Source organism: Mariprofundus sp. NF (assembly GCF_013387455.1).
GTDB lineage: Bacteria > Pseudomonadota > Zetaproteobacteria > Mariprofundales > Mariprofundaceae > Mariprofundus.
Genome location: NZ_VWNC01000004.1, coordinates 85,543 through 105,027 on the forward strand (window position 1 = coordinate 85,543; position 19,485 = coordinate 105,027).

A 19,485-nucleotide genomic window follows, 5' to 3' on the forward strand; every position below is an offset into this window, starting at 1 on the left:
TTTCAACATTCAAGCCTGGCCCTTATCACTCTGAGTGTTCTGGGTTTCGTCCGTGTCACGCCCTTCAACCGGCTCATAAATAATCAGATGGCGCAGGTCTTCGCATGCATCCACGGTTTTCTCACGACACCAGCGCCTGATGAACAGGTAGACAATGACAAAAACAGAAGCAGTGACAAACAGATAGGGCTTCTGAACTACGGCAAGTTCGATCAGGCCAGCAAAAAAATCGGGCAGGATATAATCAAGGATATCCGCCAGATCGCCCCATAGGCCGACATGCTCCGGCTTTGGTAGTGGCGGATTCACCCATAGGCTGTAGGCAGCCGCAACCATGGCCAGCGAAAAGGTGAGCATCACACCGTAGAGCCGTTTTCTCCACAGTATCCAGCGCTCAATCGTTGCTCGAACCTTCGCCCAGCTCGGGGCTCGGCCCGGATACCTGGCTACTGGTGCAACATCCAATTTACTTTCAACCAGATCAAATTTTGCAGGAATCTGTCCCGGTGCATAGTTGTCTGTTCGCTCATTCAGCCGCTCGATCACACTCTGATGAAGCTGGATATTCCCCTCCATCCTGCCCTGACACAGCTGTTCAATCTCACGGGGATGATAGCGGTAGAAGGAACCGAATCCGGATCTGGAGTCATACATGCGGCCATGAGCATTACTGTCATCAAATGCCATCTGAAGTGCATCCTGTTCAAAGACCAGCCCATCTTTTTCGGCCCGTAACATCATCCAGTAGAGTGGTACACTGGCCATACCTGAGCGCGGATAGCCTCCACCGACATTAGAGTGCATACCGGAAAACCAGACCTGCTCCACACTCTCCTTTTCTCGCCCTGCCTCACGCCAGACATAGGGCCAGAAAGCTGTGCGTTCATCATCAATGGCCAGCGCCTGATAGGCATGTTTCACATTTTTGGTCAGCCTGTAATAGTAAAAGTTGTGTGGCCAGATCATATCGAGCACTTTCTCGGCCACCCAGAAAATCGCATTAAGCATAGCAACCACAGGGCCGGTGACATCCGTCCGTTTGGGAAAACCCAACGCAACCACGGTATCCCAGATACCCATGAAATGGATCGGAACTACGCCGTGTGATTTAGTTGCGTCTTGTTTCAGGTTTTCAGCAAGCCCGGGATTGGTGTTAAACTTTTTATAGGCCTCAAACGCCTCATCGACGAGTCCATCAAGTTCAGCGTGGCGAAGCCCCTCGCCTTTTGCCAGGCCACAACGATAGATAAAACCGTTGCAGGCTCTGACAGTTGAAGCGCCTCGACTAAATCCAAAGAAGTAGATCCTGTCACCGGGCCGATAGTTGCGCGCCAGAAACCGGTAGAGGTCGCAGACATTATCTTCAAAACCAAACCCAAAGGCGCCGCCAAGTGCCTTAAGGTATTTATTCTTCTCAGTGCCCACACCATTATCGTAGAAGAGAATCTGTTCATTGATCTCAACGTCATCATCAACTTGACCGCTAAAATGTTTATCCACTGTTTTGTAAATCTTGTAGACGTTGCTATCTGGCGTGGTGCCGCCTTTATTACCCGTGCCATCGGCACATACAATGAGATTTCTGGCCATGCTCTCCCCCTTAAGGATGATGCAATGGGTTGGAAACTCTCTGTTGTTGTGAATGCGCTATCCTTAGCGCCCCGCCCTGATCAATCTAACTTCTCTTGCAAAGCCGAGCGTACACCCTTCCATTTTTCCTGTCTCTCCCCCAAACAGGGGACAAGCAGTTACGACTCTTCCGAATCAGAAACTACACCTTTACAGCCGAAGGCGAGAAGCAGGGCAAGCATCGGGGCACCTGATGCGATCTTTCCTTCATCAAGCATGGCCAGTGCCTCATCCCGTTTGACCCAGAAGCTACGGATATCCTCATGCTCAGCATCGCAACCGCCGCCACTGCTGGTCGGGCTGTTTTTATCGACCAGCCCAAGAAAGAGATCAATACGCTCAGAGCAGGCTCCGGGTGTGGTGTAATAACGGCCAAGGAATCGGGTCTTATAGGGGATAAAGCCGGCCTCCTCCTCCGATTCTCGGATTACGGCCTGTTCAGCGTTTTCACCTTCATCAACCATGCCTGCGACTATTTCGACCAGCCACGGATTATCACTGCGTGCTGCAGGGCCGATGCGGAACTGCTCAAGCAGCAGCACTTCATCGAGTTTCGGATCATAAAGCAGCATCGCCGCAGCATCACCGCGCTCCATGTTTTCCCGTACAATCTCAAGGCTGCCACCATCAAAACGGTCATGCTCTACGGTATATCGATCCATGGCAAAAAAGCCCTGATAGGGACGCTCTTTATGTTTTATTTTATAATCCATGGCACAACTCCGTTTCAAGACTTCACGCATCATACAATTAAATGCTACAGTAAGCCGCATGAAGATTCTGGTAGTTGAAGACGAAGAGCGCGTTGCCCACTTCATTCAGAAAGGTCTGAAGGAGGAGGGGCACGCCGTAGATGTTTCCTATGACGGTGAGGATGGTGAATTCCTTGCTGAAGTGAACGATTATGACCTGATCATTCTTGATCTGATGCTGCCCAAGAAAAACGGTATCGTGGTCTGTCGTGAACTGCGTGCCAGCGGCGTAGCCACTCCGGTGTTGATGTTGACCGCCCGAGACTCGGTTGAAGATAAAGTGCGCGGTCTGGATGCCGGTGCTGATGATTACCTGCCTAAACCGTTCGCCTTTGAAGAGCTTCTGGCTCGTGTACGTGCACTGCTGCGCAGGCAATCCGACAGCAAATCGCCTGTACTCAAGATGGCCGATCTGGAGCTTGATCCGATCAGCCGTCGTGTCTCCCGTAGCGGCAAGGCGATTCGTCTTACCACCAAAGAGTATGCACTGCTTGAATACCTGATGCGTAATCCGGACAAGGTGCTGTCGCGCACCCTGATCGGTGAACATGTCTGGGATATGAACTTTGACCCGGAGAGCAATGTGATTGACGTGTATGTCAGCCATCTGCGCGCCAAGATCGATAAAGGTTTTGAACCGGCACTGCTGCACACCCTGCGCGGCCAGGGCTACCTGCTCAGCGACGACTCTCCACCCGTTTAAGCGGAGTCTGTCCTGACTCTTAACCCTCTGGCATTGATTAACTGGATTCGCTCCAACCTGTTCCGCACCTTTCGCGGCAGGCTGGCGCTGCTCTATATCACGCTGGAGCTCGGCATTCTTATCTTTGCCGCTGCCGTGCTCTATGCTGCACTCTCCAACCGCGTCTATTATGAGGTGGACGAGCAGCTGACCAGTCAGGCCACCTCACTCTCCAATGAACTGGAGAGCTCGCCCTTCTACTTCTGGTCAGGTCACCTGAGCAGCTTTGCCAACCATTACCCCGGTGCTATCCAGCTTATCGGTGCCAACGGACTGATTCTTTTCCGCTCTGATCGCTCACTGATCGATAAAGGTGGTAACGATGTCAGCCGCGCCCTCGGCCACTCATTCCGTGCTGGTGCTCCCGCCTTTGCCTCAACCGAATCGCTTCTGGATAAGGGTAATATCCGTGTGATCGCCTTCCCCATTCACAGGGACGGCCGCGTAGTTGCCACGCTGATGCTGGGACACAGCACCAATGATATTCGCTCCGTGTTTAACCTGCTCTACCTGCTCGGTGGTATTCTTGGCGCGATCTCCATTGTGATCAGTGCTGCAGCCGGTTACTACATGGCCAAGCGGGCGCTGGAACCGATTCAGGAGATCACATCCACGGCGCGTGGTGTTGCCGCCGGTGACCTCTCCCGCCGCCTGAAATCCGAATCTCAGGATAAAGAGATTCGCGTTCTGGTGCGTGTGCTTAATAAGATGTTCACCGATCTGGAGGCGAGCTTTCAGGGCCAGAAACGGTTTACCGCCGATGCCTCGCATGAGTTACGCCTGCCCCTGACCATTCTTAAAGGTGAAATCGAAGTGGCGCTACGTCACCCACGCTCTGAAGAGGAGTATCAGCAGATTCTTCGCCAACAGCTTGGCACCATCGATCGCATCCAGCGTATTGTGAATGACCTGCTCACGCTGGCCCGCTCTGATGCCGGTCAGCTGGAGCTGGTGCAGACTCCTGTGGATCTCTCACTGCTGCTGCAGGAGGTGGGTCAACAGCACCTGATCCTCTTTGATGGTCAGAATGTTACCCTCGATATGGATATCGAAGATGATATGGAGATCACCGGTGAAGCAGGCCAGCTTGAGCGAACCATGATGAATCTGCTCTCCAACGCCTTCAAACATGCGCCAGAGCATTCGGCCATCCACCTGAGCGCCAAGACAGCCAATGGCTCTGCGATCATCACAGTGCGCGATGAGGGGCCCGGCATTGCTGAAGAGCAGCAGGATCGCCTGTTTGACCGATTCTTCCGCGCTGATGATGCCCGCTGCCGTAAAGATGGCGAAGGTGCAGGCCTTGGTCTGGCGATCTGTAAACGCATCGTTGAAGCCCATGCCGGTAAAATCAAGGTACAGAGCACGCCCGGTGAGGGTGCAAGTTTCATTATCCGCCTACCTCTGGCCGGTGTTGATCACGGCCACCTCAAACGCCTCGATAATATCCTCATCGATCCCGACACCGATAAAGCGTGATTTTTAGCCCGGTCTGTTAAATCAGGTTTCTAATAAGTACAGAGATTGTCTGGAAGAAGTCAGAAGAACTATTTAGACCAGATGACGCGACGGCCCTTGATGGTAAACCCCTCTTCAACCATCCGTTTCAGGGTTGCCGGATAGATAATATGCTCTTCGCGCTGGATGCGGGCATGCAGAGAGTCACGCGTATCATCATCGAGAACCGGCACAATCGCCTGAGCCAGAATCGGGCCACCATCCAACACCTCATCAACAAGGTGAACGGTACAACCGGAAGCCTTAACACCATATTCCAGTGCATCTTCAACAGCTTTGGCACCGGCAAATGCGGGAAGGATGGAGGGGTGAATATTGATAATGCGGCCACGAAAGCGACGTACAAATGCGGAGGAGAGGATGCGCATGTAGCCGGCCAGGACAATCCACTGGCAACCGTGTTTGTCTAACAGGTCTGCACATTCTGCGTCATACTGTTCACGATTCTCATAATCTTTCGGGTTAACATGGATAACATGCGGCACACCCGCCTGGCGGGCAATATCCAGTGCCTTGGCATCAGCCTTGTCACAAATAACCAGCCGCACATCAACAGGGCAGTGCCCCGCCGCCTCAGCATCGAGGATGATTTTCAGGTTGGAGCCACGGCCGGAAGCCATCACCGCAATAGATTTGGAACTCATACACCACCCATCTCAGAGATTGATGCAGCACGAACACTGCATGGCAAACTCTTAATCATCGCCATCATAAAGCAAGCAAAGGCTTATAAGGGCAAAAGCTCTGCTGGTCTGTTAGCTGTGATCAATGAATGGCGGCACATATCTGGAGAGCACAAATCCGGCTGTTTTTGCATACACGAAGCTGCGAATCTTGTACCAGTATGTGCCAAAGAAAATAATGAATGCGCCAAATGCGGCAAAGATCAACAGGGTCAGATTTTCAATCGCAAAGGCATTGCTTTTGGAGAGCGCGATCACCGCATAGATCGCGTACGACAAACTTGAGACCAGCAGTGCCCGGCGATCCACGTATAGCGCCACCAGAAAGAAAGCGATAAAGAAAGCGATAATCAAAACCTCTTTAAAGGGTAGCGGGCCGGTTGATGCGAGCAGGGTTACCATCACCCCGTGCACAACCAGCGGAGCAGCCAGCAGATGTAGCCAGAATGCAGCATCGCTGAATCTTGTCTTCCTGTTGATATCGCGGGCATCAAACCACATCGCTGCAGCAAATACGCTCAAGCCATAGATGATGAAAACATACTGCGCATGAAACAGATCGATTTCGATGATTACGCTGATCATGGCAATGCATCCGAGTGCAATAGGCAGCAGCGTGAACGGGATTTTATAACGCCAGTAAAACAGCCCTGCCAAAGCCGTGAGAAAGAGTAAGTTGAGCAATCCGTAATCTGCCATGGAGAGTTCAATCAGTTGGGATGCAAAATAGAGACTCGAAATCAGCAGTGCGATGCCTGGAAGCACCAGGCGACGACCACGAACCAGCCACTCGGTCGTGGCAATTAACAGTACAAGAGGAATGATGTTAAGCAGTGAGATCATGTTGATCTGTGCAGATGCTACAGCCACAAAAACAATGCCCAGTGTAATAAACACATCACCGAAACCACGTACAAACTTCATATGATCTTCTGAGTGATCATCATCTGAAACACTCTTTTCAGAGTCCAGAAAATTCAGCAATGCCTCAACCTGCTCTCTGCTGATGATGCCCTGCTTTGCAGCTGCTTCCAGTCTGTTTCGATTCATGGGTTTCCTTGTGTGGTATGCATTCAAAAAACAAAGGGTGCCATAAGGCACCCCATGTCATTCTGTTTCTATAAATCGAATAGCGATTAACCGACCAGTGTTACAGCTTCACCACTGCGCTTGTGAACTGTGCCGATACGGAAGGTCGTTTCACCGGCTTCTTTAAGTACCGCTTCAGCTTTCTCAGCTTCGCTCTCAGAGAGGATCACGGCAAAACCGATGCCCATATTAAAGGTGCGATATCGCTCATCACGTTCTACATCGGCAAAGTTCAGAAGATATTCAAATGCCGGTGGCACAGGCCATGCACCGACATCAATGGTGACTGCCAGATCATCTGTTAACAGACGCTCGAAGTTATCAAACATGCCGCCACCAGTGATGTGAGAGAAACCGTGAATGTCGGTATCACTCTTCATCAATGCATTCACTGCAGGAACGTAAAGACGTGTTGGTGAAAGAACACCCTCAACTGCTTTACGACCATCAGAGAGCACATCGTTGTTCAGATCAGCTTCGCCCAACTCAAGCAGTTTGCGCACCATGGAGAAACCGTTGGAGTGGGGGCCGTTGGAGGCAACGCCGATAATGATATCACCGGCACTGATTTTGCTGCCATCCACCATCTTAGGCCGATCGACTACACCGACACAGAAACCACCGATATCGTAGTGACCCGGTGCATACATGCCCGGCATCTCGGCAGTTTCACCACCGACTAACGAGCAGTCACAGGTGCGGCAGGCATCAGCAATGCCTTCAACCACGCCGGCCAGCGTTTCTCCAGCCAATTTTCCGGTTGCCAGATAATCGAGGAAGAAGAGCGGGGTTGCACCAAGTGCAGCCAGGTCATTCACACACATGGCAACAGCATCAATGCCTGCCACATGCGGTCGATCAAACTCCTGCAACAGCAGCAGTTTAGTGCCTACGCCATCAGTACCTGACACCAGTACCGGCTCTTCCATATTGGAGAAATCCGGTTTGAACAGGCCACCAAAACCGCCGAGCCCAGATAGAACTTCCGGACGCATGGTACTGTTCACCGCTTTTTTGATGCGACCAACAAAGGCGTTGCCTGCATCGATATCTACACCACAGTCGGCATAGCTAAGTTTACTCTTCTCTGTAGCACTCACTTTTCAGCTTCCCTTAAACGTCCAGATTTTTCACTTTCAGCGCGTTGTCCTGAATGAATTTACGACGTGGTTCAACCGCATCACCCATAAGTGTGGAGAAGGTTTCGTCTGCATTGACGACATCTTCCAGCGTTACCCGTTTGAATACACGATTTTTCGGATCCATGGTGGTCTCCCACAGCTGCTCAGGATCCATCTCACCCAACCCTTTATAGCGCTGGATGTTCAGGCCCTTACGCCCTTCAGACTCAACCGTTGCGGCGAGATCATCAAAGTGGGGAACATCCCAACGCTTATCGCCATGGGTGATATAGGCACCATCATCCACCAGATTCTGAACTGATGCGCACAACTTCTGTGCTTCAGCGAATTCAGCAGTAGCCACCAGATCTTTATCCAGTCTGGAGATCATGACGCGGCCATGATCACGACGCTGGAACTGAACCCAGAAACTACCATCGAGTTCATCTTCATGAATCTTGTAGCTCAGTGTCTCATCCACACGTGAGGCCTGCTTGAATGCCCAATCCAGTGCATCCATACGCTCTTTGAGCTGGTCACTGTGACGCATCATCTTGACGGTTGTTTTGCCGCTTTCGATCAGGAACTTCAGCACTTTCGGATCAATGCGCTGAGAAAGCCTGGCCTGCAACCCCTGCAGACGATGGATGCTACGCACTGCTGTCTGCAGGCGCTCTCCACTCATCGCTTTGGCTTTCGCACTGCTAAAGTACGCTTTGCCATCAGAGCCATGCTCAAGCAGGAATTCGAACAGTTCATTGTCATTGGCGATATAACGCGCTTTTTTACCACGGGTTACACGGTAGAGCGGTGGCTGGGCAATATAGAGGTAACCGCGCTCGATCACTTCCGGCATCTGACGATAGAAGAAGGTGAGCAGCAGAGTAAGAATGTGCGCACCATCCACGTCCGCATCGGTCATGATCACAACTTTGTGGTAACGCAGCTTGGAGATATCAAAATCATCCTTGCCGATGCCGGTACCGAGTGCGGTGATCATCGTGCCGATCTCCTGAGAAGAGAGCATCTTATCAAAACGCGCCTTCTCCACATTCAGGATTTTACCCTTTAGCGGAAGAATCGCCTGCGCCTTACGATCACGGCCCTGCTTGGCAGAACCTCCTGCAGAGTCTCCCTCCACCAGGTAAATTTCGGAGAGTGCCGGATCTTTCTCCTGACAATCAGCCAGTTTTCCGGGAAGGGATGAGATATCCAAGGCGCCTTTACGGCGAGTAAGATCACGTGCTTTACGTGCTGCATCGCGTGCAGTGGCTGCTTCGGTTACCTTGCCGACAATGCGCTTGGCCTCTTGCGGATTCTCTTCAAACCACTCAGCCAGCTTCTCATTCACCACACTCTCAACAATCGGCTTCACTTCTGATGAGACCAGTTTGTCTTTGGTCTGCGATGAGAATTTCGGATCAGGAACCTTCACGGAGAGCACTGCGGTCAATCCTTCGCGGCAATCTTCACCGGTCAGGCTCACTTTCAACTTCTTGGCCAAACCACTCGCGGTTGCATAGTTGTTGATGGTTCGGGTCAATGCACCGCGCAGACCTGCCAGATGGCTGCCGCCGTCACGCTGCGGAATATTATTGGTAAAACAGAAGACGTGCTCCTGATAGGAGTCGGTCCACTGCATGGAGAGTTCGACAGTTACATCATCCTTCTCAATGCACATGCCAACGCAGTCGCTATGAAGTGGCGCACGGGTACGATTGAGATGATGAACAAATGCTGAGATACCGCCCTCATACTCAAACACCACTTTGTTATCGCTGCGCTCATCGATTACCTCAATGTGCACACCACTATTGAGGAAGGAGAGTTCACGCAGACGGGAGGAGAGGATATCAAAGGACATATTGCGATGAGAGAAGATATCAAGGCTGGGCAGAAAGCGAACTTCTGTACCGGTTCCCTTGGCATCACCAATCACCTTTAGCGGCTCTACCGGTACACCCATCTCATATTTCTGATAGTGCACATGGCCTTGCCTGCGAACCACCAGTTCCAGTGTTTCAGAGAGTGCATTCACCACCGAGATACCCACACCGTGCAGACCACCGGAAACCTTGTAGGAGTTAGAGTCGAATTTACCACCGGCATGCAAGACAGTCATAATCACTTCAGCAGCGGAAATCTGCTCTTCCTCATGCATAGCAACCGGAATACCACGTCCGTTATCACGAACAGTTACCGAATCATCAGAGTGAATAATGACTTCGATCTTGTCGCAGTAACCTGCCAGTGCTTCATCGATGGAGTTATCCACTGCCTCGAACACCATATGATGCAGGCCGGTACCATCATCGGTATCACCGATATACATGCCCGGACGTTTACGTACCGCATCAAGTCCCTTAAGGACCTTAATACTATCCGCACCATATTCTTCCTGTTCCTGAGAAGCAGTCATGCAGCTTCCTCCATTACTTCTGTTGTATCATCAAGCATCGAAACCATCGAGCTGGTAGCAAAATCACACAATCCCTGTGCATTTAATACCTGAATTCTAATATCCAGACCGGGCGTGATAGTCACACCCTCAGGGGCGGTCATCAATACCTGAGCTGAACTGGCTTGCAGACGTTTAAGCAGACGCAGTTGCCGTGTACGATCCAGAGCTTCCAGACAATCATCGAGCAATAAAACCGGAATCAATTTACGATATCGGGTCCAGAGTCCGCATTCTGCCATCTTTATAGCGATGGCCGCCAGTTTTTGCTGGCCTCGGGAACCGGCACTGCGTATTTCACGCTGCTGAAAGTGGATATTTACCACATCACAATGTGGGCCAAAACGCAGACCGCCACCACGCAGATCTTCACTTCGCTTCTCTTTCAAGCGCGACAGCCAGGCCTGCTGATCATAATCGGGCATGGTAACAGAGATGATCAGCGGATCTTCTGTGAGTGGACTCTCCTGCTCAAGAAGTTCATTCAACATCGTAACCATCTTCTCTCTGGCCTGCACAATCGGTTGCCCGTACTTCACAATCTGCGCTTCCCAGATATCAAGTTCATCCGATGAAACCCGGCGCCTTAAAAGCCGACCGCGTTGCATTACTGCCCGCAGATAACGCTCATAATAGATGCCCATATTCTGAAAACAGGCGATGATCAGACCATCAAACCAGCGCCTTCTCTCACCCGGTGCACCATCAACAATCTTTCTTCCCTGTGGTGCATCCACCAGAACCGGGAAACTTTCGCTGACATCCTTACGTCGCTGCACATCACGGCCCTGCAGACGAAGGGTGGTCTGACCACGGCGACCGGCAACTGATAGATTCATCGGTCCGTAACGATGCCACTGCCCATGAATAAAAAATCGATCTGCATCCCTTTTCACCAGAACCGGATCACGGGCTTGCCGAAAAGAGCGGCCGAAGGCCATCAGGTAAACTGCTTCAAGCAGGGTGGTTTTACCACTGCCGTTGGCACCTATTATCAGGTTAAGACCCGGATCACAGTGCCAGGTAATATCATCATGACAGCGCAGCTGCCTGACTTTCACTTCGCGTATGGAGAGGGGCGTTGCAGACAACTGTCGTTTAGATCCTCATCGGCATAATAACATAGCGCGATCCTTCATCATCTTCACCACGTACCAGTACCGGAGAGAGTTCATCTTTAAGCTCAATGCGTACTGCTGAAGAGCGAATAGCACTCAGTGTATCCCTGAGATAACGACCATTAAAACCGATAGCGACCTCCTGACCATTGTAGTCCGTGGCGATATGTTCTTCGGCCTCTTCCTGCTCGGTATTATGCGCAGATATATCAATACCCTTCTCTTTGAAGGTGAGTCGAACATCGTGAGTAAACTCATTGGCTACAATCATACTTCGGCGCAGTACCTGATCAAATTCACCCTTGGCCACAATCGCCTGAGCCGGGTTATTGACTGGAATGACATCCTGATAAACCGGGAAACGGGCATCGATCAATTTAGAGGTAAGAATATTGGAGTCAGCTACCAGACGAATCTGACGCTCACCCAAAAAGAGTTCAATCTGACCCTGACACTCATCACAGAGCTTTCTGATCTCCAGCACTGCCTTGCGTGGCACAATGCATTTCACAGCCTCTGTCTCCTGCTGAAGACGAACTTCAGAGAGAGCCAGCCTGTGACCGTCAGTGGTAACCAGTCTGAGCATATGCTGATCATCCACCTCAAACAGACTACCGGTCAGATATTTACGGGTCTCATCTGTAGACATGGCAAAGGCAGTGGCTGCAACCATATCGGAAAGTGTTGAGCCGGATAGTGTGATCGAGCTGCCACCCTGCTCCTCTGTTAACGCCGGATATTCACCAGCTGCGAGTGAGGCAAGACGGAACCGGGAACGGCCACTGCGAATCGATACAAATGTTTCACCACTCTCAAGGGTGACATCCTGATCAGCATCGAGCTCTTTGATGATATCAAACAGTTTTCTGGCTGATACAGTGATCGAACCCTCTTTTGTTACTGTAGCAGGTGCCTGAGAACGAATACCAACCTCAAGATCAGTGGCAGTAACATGCAACGTGTCGTTTTCTGCCTGCAGTAAAATATTGGCAAGAATCGGGATGGTGTGGCGTTTTTCTACAATGCTCTGACAACGCTGCACTGCCTGCAACAAAGATGCTCTGGACAATGTGATGTTCATATCTACTACCTAATCCCCTTTATATTTATAAAAACTCATAGTCATCATAGGTGCTGTGAGTATTGTGAATAAACCCCATTTATCCATTGTTCACATGGCTTTTTAGCATCTCCGGTCTGTGTGTGAATCCAGGAGAGAGAGTGAACAGGATGTGGATAATTAATCATGCTCAGTCGCATCAGTTCGGTCAATCACTTTATGCTCAAACTATCCACAACATATGCGCGGACAGACTCACACCTTATTAGCCAAAAGAGAAGTGTTGTTCCTTTCTTCTACCGGATGGGGGTACAACAATTGAAGCTGGATAAACCCTCAATGGCTGTTTCCAGACAGAGAGTAGATCAAACAAAGAACCAATATGCTAAAAGTCGTTAAGATGATTACTTCATTCTACTCTATTTATTCGTCACCAACATGAATACTTAATGTGGAATACCTTTCGATCATGTGAATGAACCTTAGCTAAGTTTTGAATATCTACTTGAGTTGAGAACAGTTATTGAGATTCTATTCACTGTTTTCCTATAACTGAAAAACAGATGATTGCATGATCTGAATAATGAAATTAAGAGATGCTGTTACAAAGATATGTTGGAATATTCTGTAAGGTTGTTGCCTTTATTACTTGTTACCCTTTTATTTTAATAAAGATTCATAGTCATCATAGGGGCTGTGAGTATTGTGAGTAAGGGTGGAATAGCCATTCATGCACTGGCTTTAAGTGCTTTTTGAACTGTGTGTGAATGATGGAGAGCTTGTGAACAGGATGTGGATAAACTCCGATTGGTAACAGGATGGTGGTCAGATATCGGGTTATGCTCAATCTATCCACAGGCTGTGCGGGGATAGGCTAACACCTTCTTAGAGAGGCGAACGGTTCAGCTGTAGTGTTAATTTATAATATATAAAGTTATTTAATAACAGTTAGTTACAAGTATTAATAAGGTAGACATGAGTGTTCATGAGAAATAGAGCCCATATCAAATATTAACCGGTTTTTTGATTGTTATATCGTGATTTAAAAAGCTCTTATGACAGAGCCCGGGTAGAATTATTTACTGTTTAAGCAGGGACATAATACGACCCATCTCTTCATCAAAATCATCAGACTCTTTACGTTTTGCATTAATTTTACGTACCGCATAGAGAACAGTTGTATGATCTTTTCCACCAAATCGACTACCAATCTCGGGCAGGGATAGTGTAGTAAGCTCTTTAGTAGCATACATCGCTATCTGGCGTGGGAATGCAATGGTGCGACTGCGTTTACTTGAAGACATCTCACGTATATTAATATTAAAGTAGGAGGCGACCTTCTTCTGAATATCCTCTACAGAGACAGCACGAACCTCCTCATGCAGGAGATCACGCAGTACATGCCGGGCAAATGCGATATCAATGGTGCGACCGGTCAGTGTTGCATGGGCAGTAAGACGGGTCAGTGCACCTTCAAGTTCACGCACATTATTTTTAATACGCGATGCCAAGAGGTGGCCAACATCTTTATCAAGATGAACACCTGCCAACTCCGCTTTACTGGATAGAATGGCTAAACGTGTCTCAAGATCAGGTGGCTGAATATCTGCAACCAGTCCCCAGTTAAAGCGGGAGCGCAGACGCTCCATCAGATTAGTAAGATCGCGCGGGCTACGGTCAGAGGTAAGAATAATCTGTTTCTTCACCTCGTAAAGGGCATTGAAGGTATGAAAAAACTCCTCCTGCGTACGATCTTTACCGGCAATAAACTGGATATCATCAATAATCAGTACATCCACCTGACGATACTGATTGCGAAAGGCATCGGTTGAACCATTACGAATCGCCTGGATCAACTCATTGGTGAAACGCTCACCCGTACGGTAGGCGATGCGGGTGTGATCCTTACTCAACAGCTCATTGGCAACTGCATTGATCAGATGTGTTTTACCAAGGCCTACACCACCATAGAGGTAGAGCGGGTTATAGATAGCACCGGGTTTATCAGCGACTGCACGGCAAGCTGCATTGCAGAACTCATTACCGGAACCGACGACAAAATTTTCAAAGGTAAAACGCGGGTCGATATAACCATCAACATTGGATTGCCTGCTTTCAACGGCCACCTCTTCTTTTTTCACTTCTGCAGCAGCAGCGAGCTTGGCATCCACCTCATAGAGGATATTAATATGATCGCCGATCATAATATGGGCCAGTTCAGTAAGACGTTTTCCGTAGCTGGCTTTCAGGCCATCAAGAAAAAAGCGATTGGCAACCTTGATGGTTAAATCACCATCATTGTAGTGGGCGGTTAACGGTCGAATCCACGCATCAAAACGGGATGCAGGGATCTCATCCATCAGTGCATCTTTGATACGGTGCCAGTAAGATTCGTCAAAGGTGGTTGTCATTGGCAGAATAGTACATGCTTGCCCAGCTTCATCCACTCTATAGATGAGTCGCGATCATTCCTTGACACCATTGCGATGCTATTTATCATGCGCGACCCTTTTTAAGCGACTGCTTATCAAGTTGATAAGGTATCAGGAGATTTACCATGAGCTTTACATATAAGCCAAGCCGTATCCGCCGCGCACGCCGTCATGGCTTCCGTGCACGCATGGCAACCAAAGCAGGACGTGTGATTATGAATCGTCGCCGCGCTAAAGGTCGTAAGGACCTGACAGTATAAATCGGTCTGAACCAGCACTTCCCTAAATCAGGGCGTTTACGCTCAAAATCTGATTTCGCCGCCATGCGAAAAGGCAGGCGAATCAGTGTAGGGGGAGTACGGCTGGTCTATCGTTTTAACGGTTCCGAGCACTCTCGTCTGGGGCTTGCTGTTTCAAGAAAATATGGCAATGCCGTTGCAAGGAATCGTCTGAAACGCCAGCTGCGCGATCATTTTCGTTGTGGCAGTTATGATTCACTGGGTATTGATGTTCTGGTGATACCGATTGTGAATGTAGACAGAATGGTGGATCCAGTACATGACTTTTCTCAAGCTCTGCTCAAGATTCGTCAGCCGCATCAGGGATAGGTTTTGATCGATGCGTAAACTTTTTCTGTTACCTGTCCGTTTTTATCAGTTGTTCATTTCGCCTGTTATGCCATCGCATTGCCGGCATTATCCCACCTGTTCATATTACACAATCGAGGCCGTGCAACGCCATGGCGTGTTGCGCGGTATTTGGCTTGGTACGAAACGTCTGTTACGTTGCCATCCGTTTTCAAAAGGTGGGTTCGATCCGGTACCGGAAGTTGAGGCAACCAGATCTCTAAAAGTTTTGAGGGAGAAATAATCATGGAACAACGCAATATGATTCTGGCATTTGCACTGTCGATGCTGGTTCTACTGGGGTGGGGAGCACTATTCCCAGAGCAGGAGCCATCCGCTTCACAGCAGGTTCAGACAGAATCAACCCAAAAACTGATGCCTCCCTCCGACAAAATGGCTGCTATCCCTGATGCCGGCGTTGTAGCTGAAGTCAGCGATGTGACTCCGGCTGTTGCCAAACCTATGGCTGTGCCTACATCTGTTCCGATCACCCCGGCTGCTTTTGAGATCAGTAATGATCTGTTGAAACTCTCTGTGAATGAGAAGGGGTGGTTTACCCGTGCGGTTCTGACTAATTACAGAGAGTCTCTGGAGAAAGATTCTGCTCCGGTTGCTGTACTGCACATGGATGAAGGTCATTCTGTCTATGTGAATACCGGTGTGATGGGTCGCCAGTTGGCTCAGCAGTTTGCAGCGGTAAAACAGAGTGGAGACGCAGCTGTTCTGCGTGCTGTGCTTGATGACGGACGCATCTGGGAGCGTCAGATAAGTCTCACGCAGGGATCCTATGTTGTTGATGTTAAAGATAGAATTATAGAGGGCGGTGGCTTGAAGCTTTATCGTCAGGTGGTTGAGCGTCATCCTGATAAAGAGTCGAGCACTTTCTATGAACACATGGGTCCAACTGGCTTGTTTGATGGCAAGTTGCAGGAGCCGGATTATGATGAGCTGGATGAGAAAGGCTCCATTCGCTCAGCCTCTATGGGTGGCTGGACTGCGATTATGAACCGCTACTTTATTGCTGCGCTTATCTCCAATCCTGACCAGGACTATCCTTATTACTATAAAGGCGATGGTCGCTCTTATCAGGCTGGCCTGATTGATGATGGTAAACTTGAGGGCAGAGATGCTCTGTTCAACACCCGCATCTATCTTGGCCCTAAATCTATTCCTGTACTTGAAAGTGTGAATGCCGAGCTGGAACGCGCTGTAGATTTCGGCTGGTTTTCTCCGATTTCCAAGCCGATGCACAGCTTCCTTGAGTGGCTCTATCAGTATCTGGGCAACTTCGGCTTCTGTATTATTGTTCTGGTGATCTGCATCAAAATCCTCTTCTTCTATCCTACCCAGAAGTCGTATGAGTCGATGGCATCAATGCGTAAATTGCAGCCGGAGATGACCCGCTTGAAAGAGCAGTATGGCGATGATCGTCAGAAAATGGGCCAGGAGGTGATGGGCCTTTATAAGAAACATAAGGTGAATCCACTGGGTGGATGCCTGCCTATCATTATTCAGATCCCTGTTTTCTTTGCCCTTTATAAGGTACTGCTGATGTCGATTGAGATGCGGCAGGCGCCATTCATCGGCTGGATTACAGATATGTCAGTGCAGGATCCATTCTTTGTACTGCCTGTACTGATGGGTATCTCCATGTTTATTCAGCAGAAACTTAATCCTCAGCCGCCTGATCCAGTGCAGGCTAAAGTGATGCAGTTTTTGCCATTCCTGTTTACTGCCATGTTCCTTTTCTTCCCGGCAGGTCTCGTACTCTACTGGGTAGTTAATAACGTACTCTCTATTGTCCAGCAGCGTATGGTAATGAAGAGGATGAACGTCGATTAATCAGGTCACTGATAAAACAACCATTGCCGCTATTGCCACCCCGCCAGGCCGGGGTGGCGTAGGGGTGATTCGCATTTCAGGCATAGATGCCCTGAATGTTCTGCAACAACTTACAAATTCTAAGCGGGATTTCCCTGCCAGAGTTGCAATCCTCTCATCATGGTTGGACGCTGCAGGCGATGTGCTGGATCAGGGCTTATCACTCTATTTTCCGGCACCTCACTCCTATACGGGCGAGCACACGGTTGAACTGCAGGGGCATGGTGGCCCTGTGCTGCTGCGCGCTCTGCTGGAGCGCTTGTTTGAGCTGGGTTGCAAACCAGCCGAGCCGGGTGAGTTCACCCGCCGGGCGGTTGAGAATGGAAAAATGGATTTGGCCCAGGCAGAGGCCGTAGCCTCCTGTATTGATGCTGCCACCATACGCGCAGGAAAACAGGCTCAGCGGCAGCTACAGGGTGCTTTCGGGCGACATATAGAGCATCTGATGCAGCAGCTGACCTCTCTGGTAGCGCATGTTGAGGCCAGTCTCGATTTTCCTGAAGAAGAGATTCCCGAACTGTTCTTCAGTCGACTGGATGAAGATATGCAACAGCAGTTGATTCAGCCGATCCGAGCCATGCTTGATTCCGCACCACTTGGCGAGCGTCTGTTTGATGGTGCTACTGTGACTATAATCGGTGCTCCTAATGTTGGTAAATCAAGCCTTCTGAATGCACTGGCAGGGCGTGACAGGGCTATTGTCAGTGATATTCCGGGCACAACGCGAGATGTGCTTGAGATCGATTTTGAGGTGCATGGTATTCCTGTGCGCCTCTCTGATACCGCAGGCATCAGGGAGAGTGAAGACCGGATCGAGCAGGAGGGGGTGCGTCGTGCCCATCAATCTGCTGAGCAGGCTGATGCGACACTGTTTGTTGCCGATGCTATGCGTCCGGATACCTGGCACTGCAAGGTTAATGCGGATATTTTCCTGATGAATAAATGCGATGTTGGGCAAGGGGCATATCCAGATCACTTTATCTCAGCCAGTGCGACAAACGGTTCAGGCTTGAACGATTTAAGAGATCGTCTGGCTGCTAGCTTGGGTGATATTGATATCGCGGACGAGTCGATGCTTGTAACCCGAGAGCGGCATTGTCAGAGCCTTAGCGAAGCGCTGCACTGTATTGAGACAGGTATGCAGACGCTGCACGATGAGGAGAAACTCGAGATTACCGCCATGCAGTGGCGAGCTGCCTGGGCAGCATTGGGTGGCATTCTGGGCATTGGCGATGTTGAACATATTCTTGATCAGGTCTTTTCAGAGTTCTGCATTGGTAAGTAAAAACGTCTTCTATTTGGACTTCAGGTTTCAGTAGTCGCGGCTTTTCCTTGAATGTTAGGGGTAGTTTGCGGCATAATGGCCAACCTTTTGGCGTTATTTAATCCAGAGGGACAGGGGACAAAAGAGGCTAGGGACTCCGTAAGCCCTTGATTCAAAAAGTTTTTTTGGGAGATACCATGTCAGCAAATCATCCAGTGATTTCCGTAACGGGTTCATCAGGAGCCGGTACCAGCACAGCAAAAGTAGCACTCGAGCATATTTTCAGGCGCGAGAAAGTTACACCAGCAATTGTCGAAGGCGACTGCTTTCACCGTTTTGACCGTCTCACATTCCGTGAGAAATCTGCAGAGTTCGAAGCTCAAGGCAAGCGCCTGAGCCACTTCTCTGATGAGGCTAACCTGTTTGATAATATTGCCGACCTGTTCAAGTCCTATGGCGAAGTCGGTAAGGGTCTTGCCCGCACCTACATCCATGATGATGAAGAGGCTAAGATTTATGGCGTTGAACCGGGTAAGTTTACCGATTGGCGCGAAGTTGGAGAGGGTTCTGATCTGCTGTTCTACGAGGGCCTTCATGGCGGCGTAGAAGAGGTGCTTCCATATGCCGACCTGCTGTTAGGTATTGTTCCAGTTGTAAATCTGGAGTGGATTCAGAAAATCCACCGTGATACCGAAATGCGTGGTTACTCATCTGAAGCCGTGGTTGAAAACATTCTTAGCCGAATGCATGACTATGTGCACTTCATTACTCCACAGTTCAGCAATTCGGATATCAACTTCCAGCGTGTTCCTCTGGTTGATACCTCTAACCCGTTTATTGCGCGTGATGTGCCCACTCCGGATGAGAGTGTTGTTGTGATTCGTATTCGCAAGCCGGAAAAATGGGGTATCGATTTCCCTTGGCTGACCTCTATGTTGAATGGTTCATTTATGTCTCGTCGCAACACCATGGTTGTTCCGGCTGGCAAGATGATGTTTGCTATGGAGCTAATCCTCTCCCCGATTATTCATGATATGATGGAGAAGAGGCGCAAGGGTTAAATCCTGCGCCATTTCGAAAAAGGGGGGCTTTAGGCCCCCTTTTTTTATTGC

Annotated in this window: 17 protein-coding genes; 8 read left to right on the plus strand and 9 right to left on the minus strand. The window is 49.6% G+C overall.

All coding sequences use genetic code 11. The features are described from left to right. Positions 1–9: 9 nt before the first annotated feature. Positions 10–1,590, minus strand: a complete 1,581-nt coding sequence (locus tag F3F96_RS07300; RefSeq protein ID WP_176962600.1) for a DUF2235 domain-containing protein — start codon at positions 1,588–1,590, stop codon at positions 10–12. Positions 1,591–1,748: 158 nt separating this feature from the next. Beyond that, entirely contained in the window at positions 1,749–2,342 is a 594-nt protein-coding gene (locus tag F3F96_RS07305) for an NUDIX domain-containing protein (protein ID WP_176962601.1), read from the minus strand. 58 nt (positions 2,343–2,400) lie between these two features. Between F3F96_RS07305 and F3F96_RS07310 the strand changes: the two genes are divergently transcribed. Next, complete coding sequence (locus F3F96_RS07310) at positions 2,401–3,084, plus strand: heavy metal response regulator transcription factor (RefSeq protein ID WP_176958953.1); 684 nt, start codon at positions 2,401–2,403, stop codon at positions 3,082–3,084. Positions 3,085–3,117: 33 nt separating this feature from the next. Next, positions 3,118–4,602: a cell wall metabolism sensor histidine kinase WalK gene (locus F3F96_RS07315; protein WP_241697718.1), complete on the plus strand. Its 1,485-nt coding sequence runs from the start codon at positions 3,118–3,120 to the stop codon at positions 4,600–4,602. 68 nt (positions 4,603–4,670) lie between these two features. On the opposite strand, the gene purN is transcribed toward F3F96_RS07315, so the two are convergent. From purN to dnaA, 7 genes are all read right to left on the minus strand, one after another. Continuing rightward, entirely contained in the window at positions 4,671–5,285 is a 615-nt protein-coding gene (gene purN / locus F3F96_RS07320) for a phosphoribosylglycinamide formyltransferase (RefSeq protein ID WP_241697719.1), read from the minus strand. Positions 5,286–5,396: 111 nt separating this feature from the next. Then, positions 5,397–6,374: a hypothetical protein gene (locus F3F96_RS07325; protein ID WP_176962602.1), complete on the minus strand. Its 978-nt coding sequence runs from the start codon at positions 6,372–6,374 to the stop codon at positions 5,397–5,399. Between the two features lie 86 nt (positions 6,375–6,460). Next, positions 6,461–7,513 carry a phosphoribosylformylglycinamidine cyclo-ligase gene (gene purM, locus F3F96_RS07330; RefSeq protein WP_176962603.1) on the minus strand — a complete coding sequence of 351 codons (1,053 nt, stop codon included), beginning with the start codon at positions 7,511–7,513 and terminating at the stop codon, positions 6,461–6,463. 13 nt (positions 7,514–7,526) lie between these two features. After that, on the minus strand, positions 7,527–9,953 hold the full coding sequence (gyrB, locus tag F3F96_RS07335) for a DNA topoisomerase (ATP-hydrolyzing) subunit B (protein ID WP_176962604.1): 2,427 nt from the start codon (positions 9,951–9,953) through the stop codon (positions 7,527–7,529). After that, the gene (locus tag F3F96_RS07340) at positions 9,950–11,083 is read right to left on the minus strand and encodes a DNA replication/repair protein RecF (RefSeq protein WP_176962605.1); all 1,134 of its coding nucleotides are present in this window, start codon (positions 11,081–11,083) and stop codon (positions 9,950–9,952) included. The genes gyrB and F3F96_RS07340 overlap by 4 nt, the downstream gene beginning before the upstream one ends. A 7-nt stretch (positions 11,084–11,090) precedes the next feature. Continuing rightward, positions 11,091–12,191 carry a DNA polymerase III subunit beta gene (gene dnaN, locus F3F96_RS07345; protein WP_176962606.1) on the minus strand — a complete coding sequence of 367 codons (1,101 nt, stop codon included), beginning with the start codon at positions 12,189–12,191 and terminating at the stop codon, positions 11,091–11,093. Positions 12,192–13,249: 1,058 nt separating this feature from the next. Beyond that, the gene (gene dnaA, locus F3F96_RS07350) at positions 13,250–14,581 is read right to left on the minus strand and encodes a chromosomal replication initiator protein DnaA (RefSeq protein ID WP_176962607.1); all 1,332 of its coding nucleotides are present in this window, start codon (positions 14,579–14,581) and stop codon (positions 13,250–13,252) included. A 146-nt stretch (positions 14,582–14,727) separates the two neighbouring features. On the opposite strand from dnaA, the gene rpmH reads away from it, so the two are divergent. The 6 genes from rpmH to F3F96_RS07380 all read left to right on the plus strand — a co-directional run bounded on the left by rpmH (position 14,728) and on the right by F3F96_RS07380 (position 19,434). Continuing rightward, positions 14,728–14,862, plus strand: a complete 135-nt coding sequence (gene rpmH / locus F3F96_RS07355; protein WP_176962608.1) for a 50S ribosomal protein L34 — start codon at positions 14,728–14,730, stop codon at positions 14,860–14,862. Between the two features lie 6 nt (positions 14,863–14,868). After that, positions 14,869–15,210: a ribonuclease P protein component gene (gene rnpA, locus F3F96_RS07360; RefSeq protein ID WP_255461275.1), complete on the plus strand. Its 342-nt coding sequence runs from the start codon at positions 14,869–14,871 to the stop codon at positions 15,208–15,210. A gap of 10 nt (positions 15,211–15,220) precedes the next feature. Beyond that, positions 15,221–15,472, plus strand: coding sequence for a membrane protein insertion efficiency factor YidD (gene yidD, locus F3F96_RS07365; RefSeq protein ID WP_176962610.1), 252 nt, complete (start codon positions 15,221–15,223; stop codon positions 15,470–15,472). Between the two features lie 2 nt (positions 15,473–15,474). Further along, positions 15,475–17,070 carry a membrane protein insertase YidC gene (gene yidC / locus F3F96_RS07370; protein ID WP_176962611.1) on the plus strand — a complete coding sequence of 532 codons (1,596 nt, stop codon included), beginning with the start codon at positions 15,475–15,477 and terminating at the stop codon, positions 17,068–17,070. A gap of 64 nt (positions 17,071–17,134) precedes the next feature. Then, positions 17,135–18,394 carry a tRNA uridine-5-carboxymethylaminomethyl(34) synthesis GTPase MnmE gene (gene mnmE, locus F3F96_RS07375; protein ID WP_370465516.1) on the plus strand — a complete coding sequence of 420 codons (1,260 nt, stop codon included), beginning with the start codon at positions 17,135–17,137 and terminating at the stop codon, positions 18,392–18,394. Between the two features lie 176 nt (positions 18,395–18,570). Then, complete coding sequence (locus tag F3F96_RS07380) at positions 18,571–19,434, plus strand: phosphoribulokinase (protein ID WP_176962612.1); 864 nt, start codon at positions 18,571–18,573, stop codon at positions 19,432–19,434. Positions 19,435–19,485: the final 51 nt, after the last annotated feature.

What these genes read in the sequence shown, in the direction of transcription:
- F3F96_RS07305 (WP_176962601.1), bottom strand. Translation starts at nt 2,342, where the DNA reads ATGGATTATAAAATAAAACATAAAGAGCGTCCCTATCAGGGCTTTTTT.
- dnaN (WP_176962606.1), bottom strand. Translation starts at nt 12,191, where the DNA reads ATGAACATCACATTGTCCAGAGCATCTTTGTTGCAGGCAGTGCAGCGT.
- yidC (WP_176962611.1), top strand. Translation starts at nt 15,475, where the DNA reads ATGGAACAACGCAATATGATTCTGGCATTTGCACTGTCGATGCTGGTT.
- gyrB (WP_176962604.1), bottom strand. Translation starts at nt 9,953, where the DNA reads ATGACTGCTTCTCAGGAACAGGAAGAATATGGTGCGGATAGTATTAAG.
- F3F96_RS07300 (WP_176962600.1), bottom strand. Translation starts at nt 1,590, where the DNA reads ATGGCCAGAAATCTCATTGTATGTGCCGATGGCACGGGTAATAAAGGC.
- F3F96_RS07325 (WP_176962602.1), bottom strand. Translation starts at nt 6,374, where the DNA reads ATGAATCGAAACAGACTGGAAGCAGCTGCAAAGCAGGGCATCATCAGC.
- rpmH (WP_176962608.1), top strand. Translation starts at nt 14,728, where the DNA reads ATGAGCTTTACATATAAGCCAAGCCGTATCCGCCGCGCACGCCGTCAT.
- F3F96_RS07380 (WP_176962612.1), top strand. Translation starts at nt 18,571, where the DNA reads ATGTCAGCAAATCATCCAGTGATTTCCGTAACGGGTTCATCAGGAGCC.
- F3F96_RS07310 (WP_176958953.1), top strand. Translation starts at nt 2,401, where the DNA reads ATGAAGATTCTGGTAGTTGAAGACGAAGAGCGCGTTGCCCACTTCATT.
- purN (WP_241697719.1), bottom strand. Translation starts at nt 5,285, where the DNA reads ATGAGTTCCAAATCTATTGCGGTGATGGCTTCCGGCCGTGGCTCCAAC.
- yidD (WP_176962610.1), top strand. Translation starts at nt 15,221, where the DNA reads ATGCGTAAACTTTTTCTGTTACCTGTCCGTTTTTATCAGTTGTTCATT.
- dnaA (WP_176962607.1), bottom strand. Translation starts at nt 14,581, where the DNA reads ATGACAACCACCTTTGACGAATCTTACTGGCACCGTATCAAAGATGCA.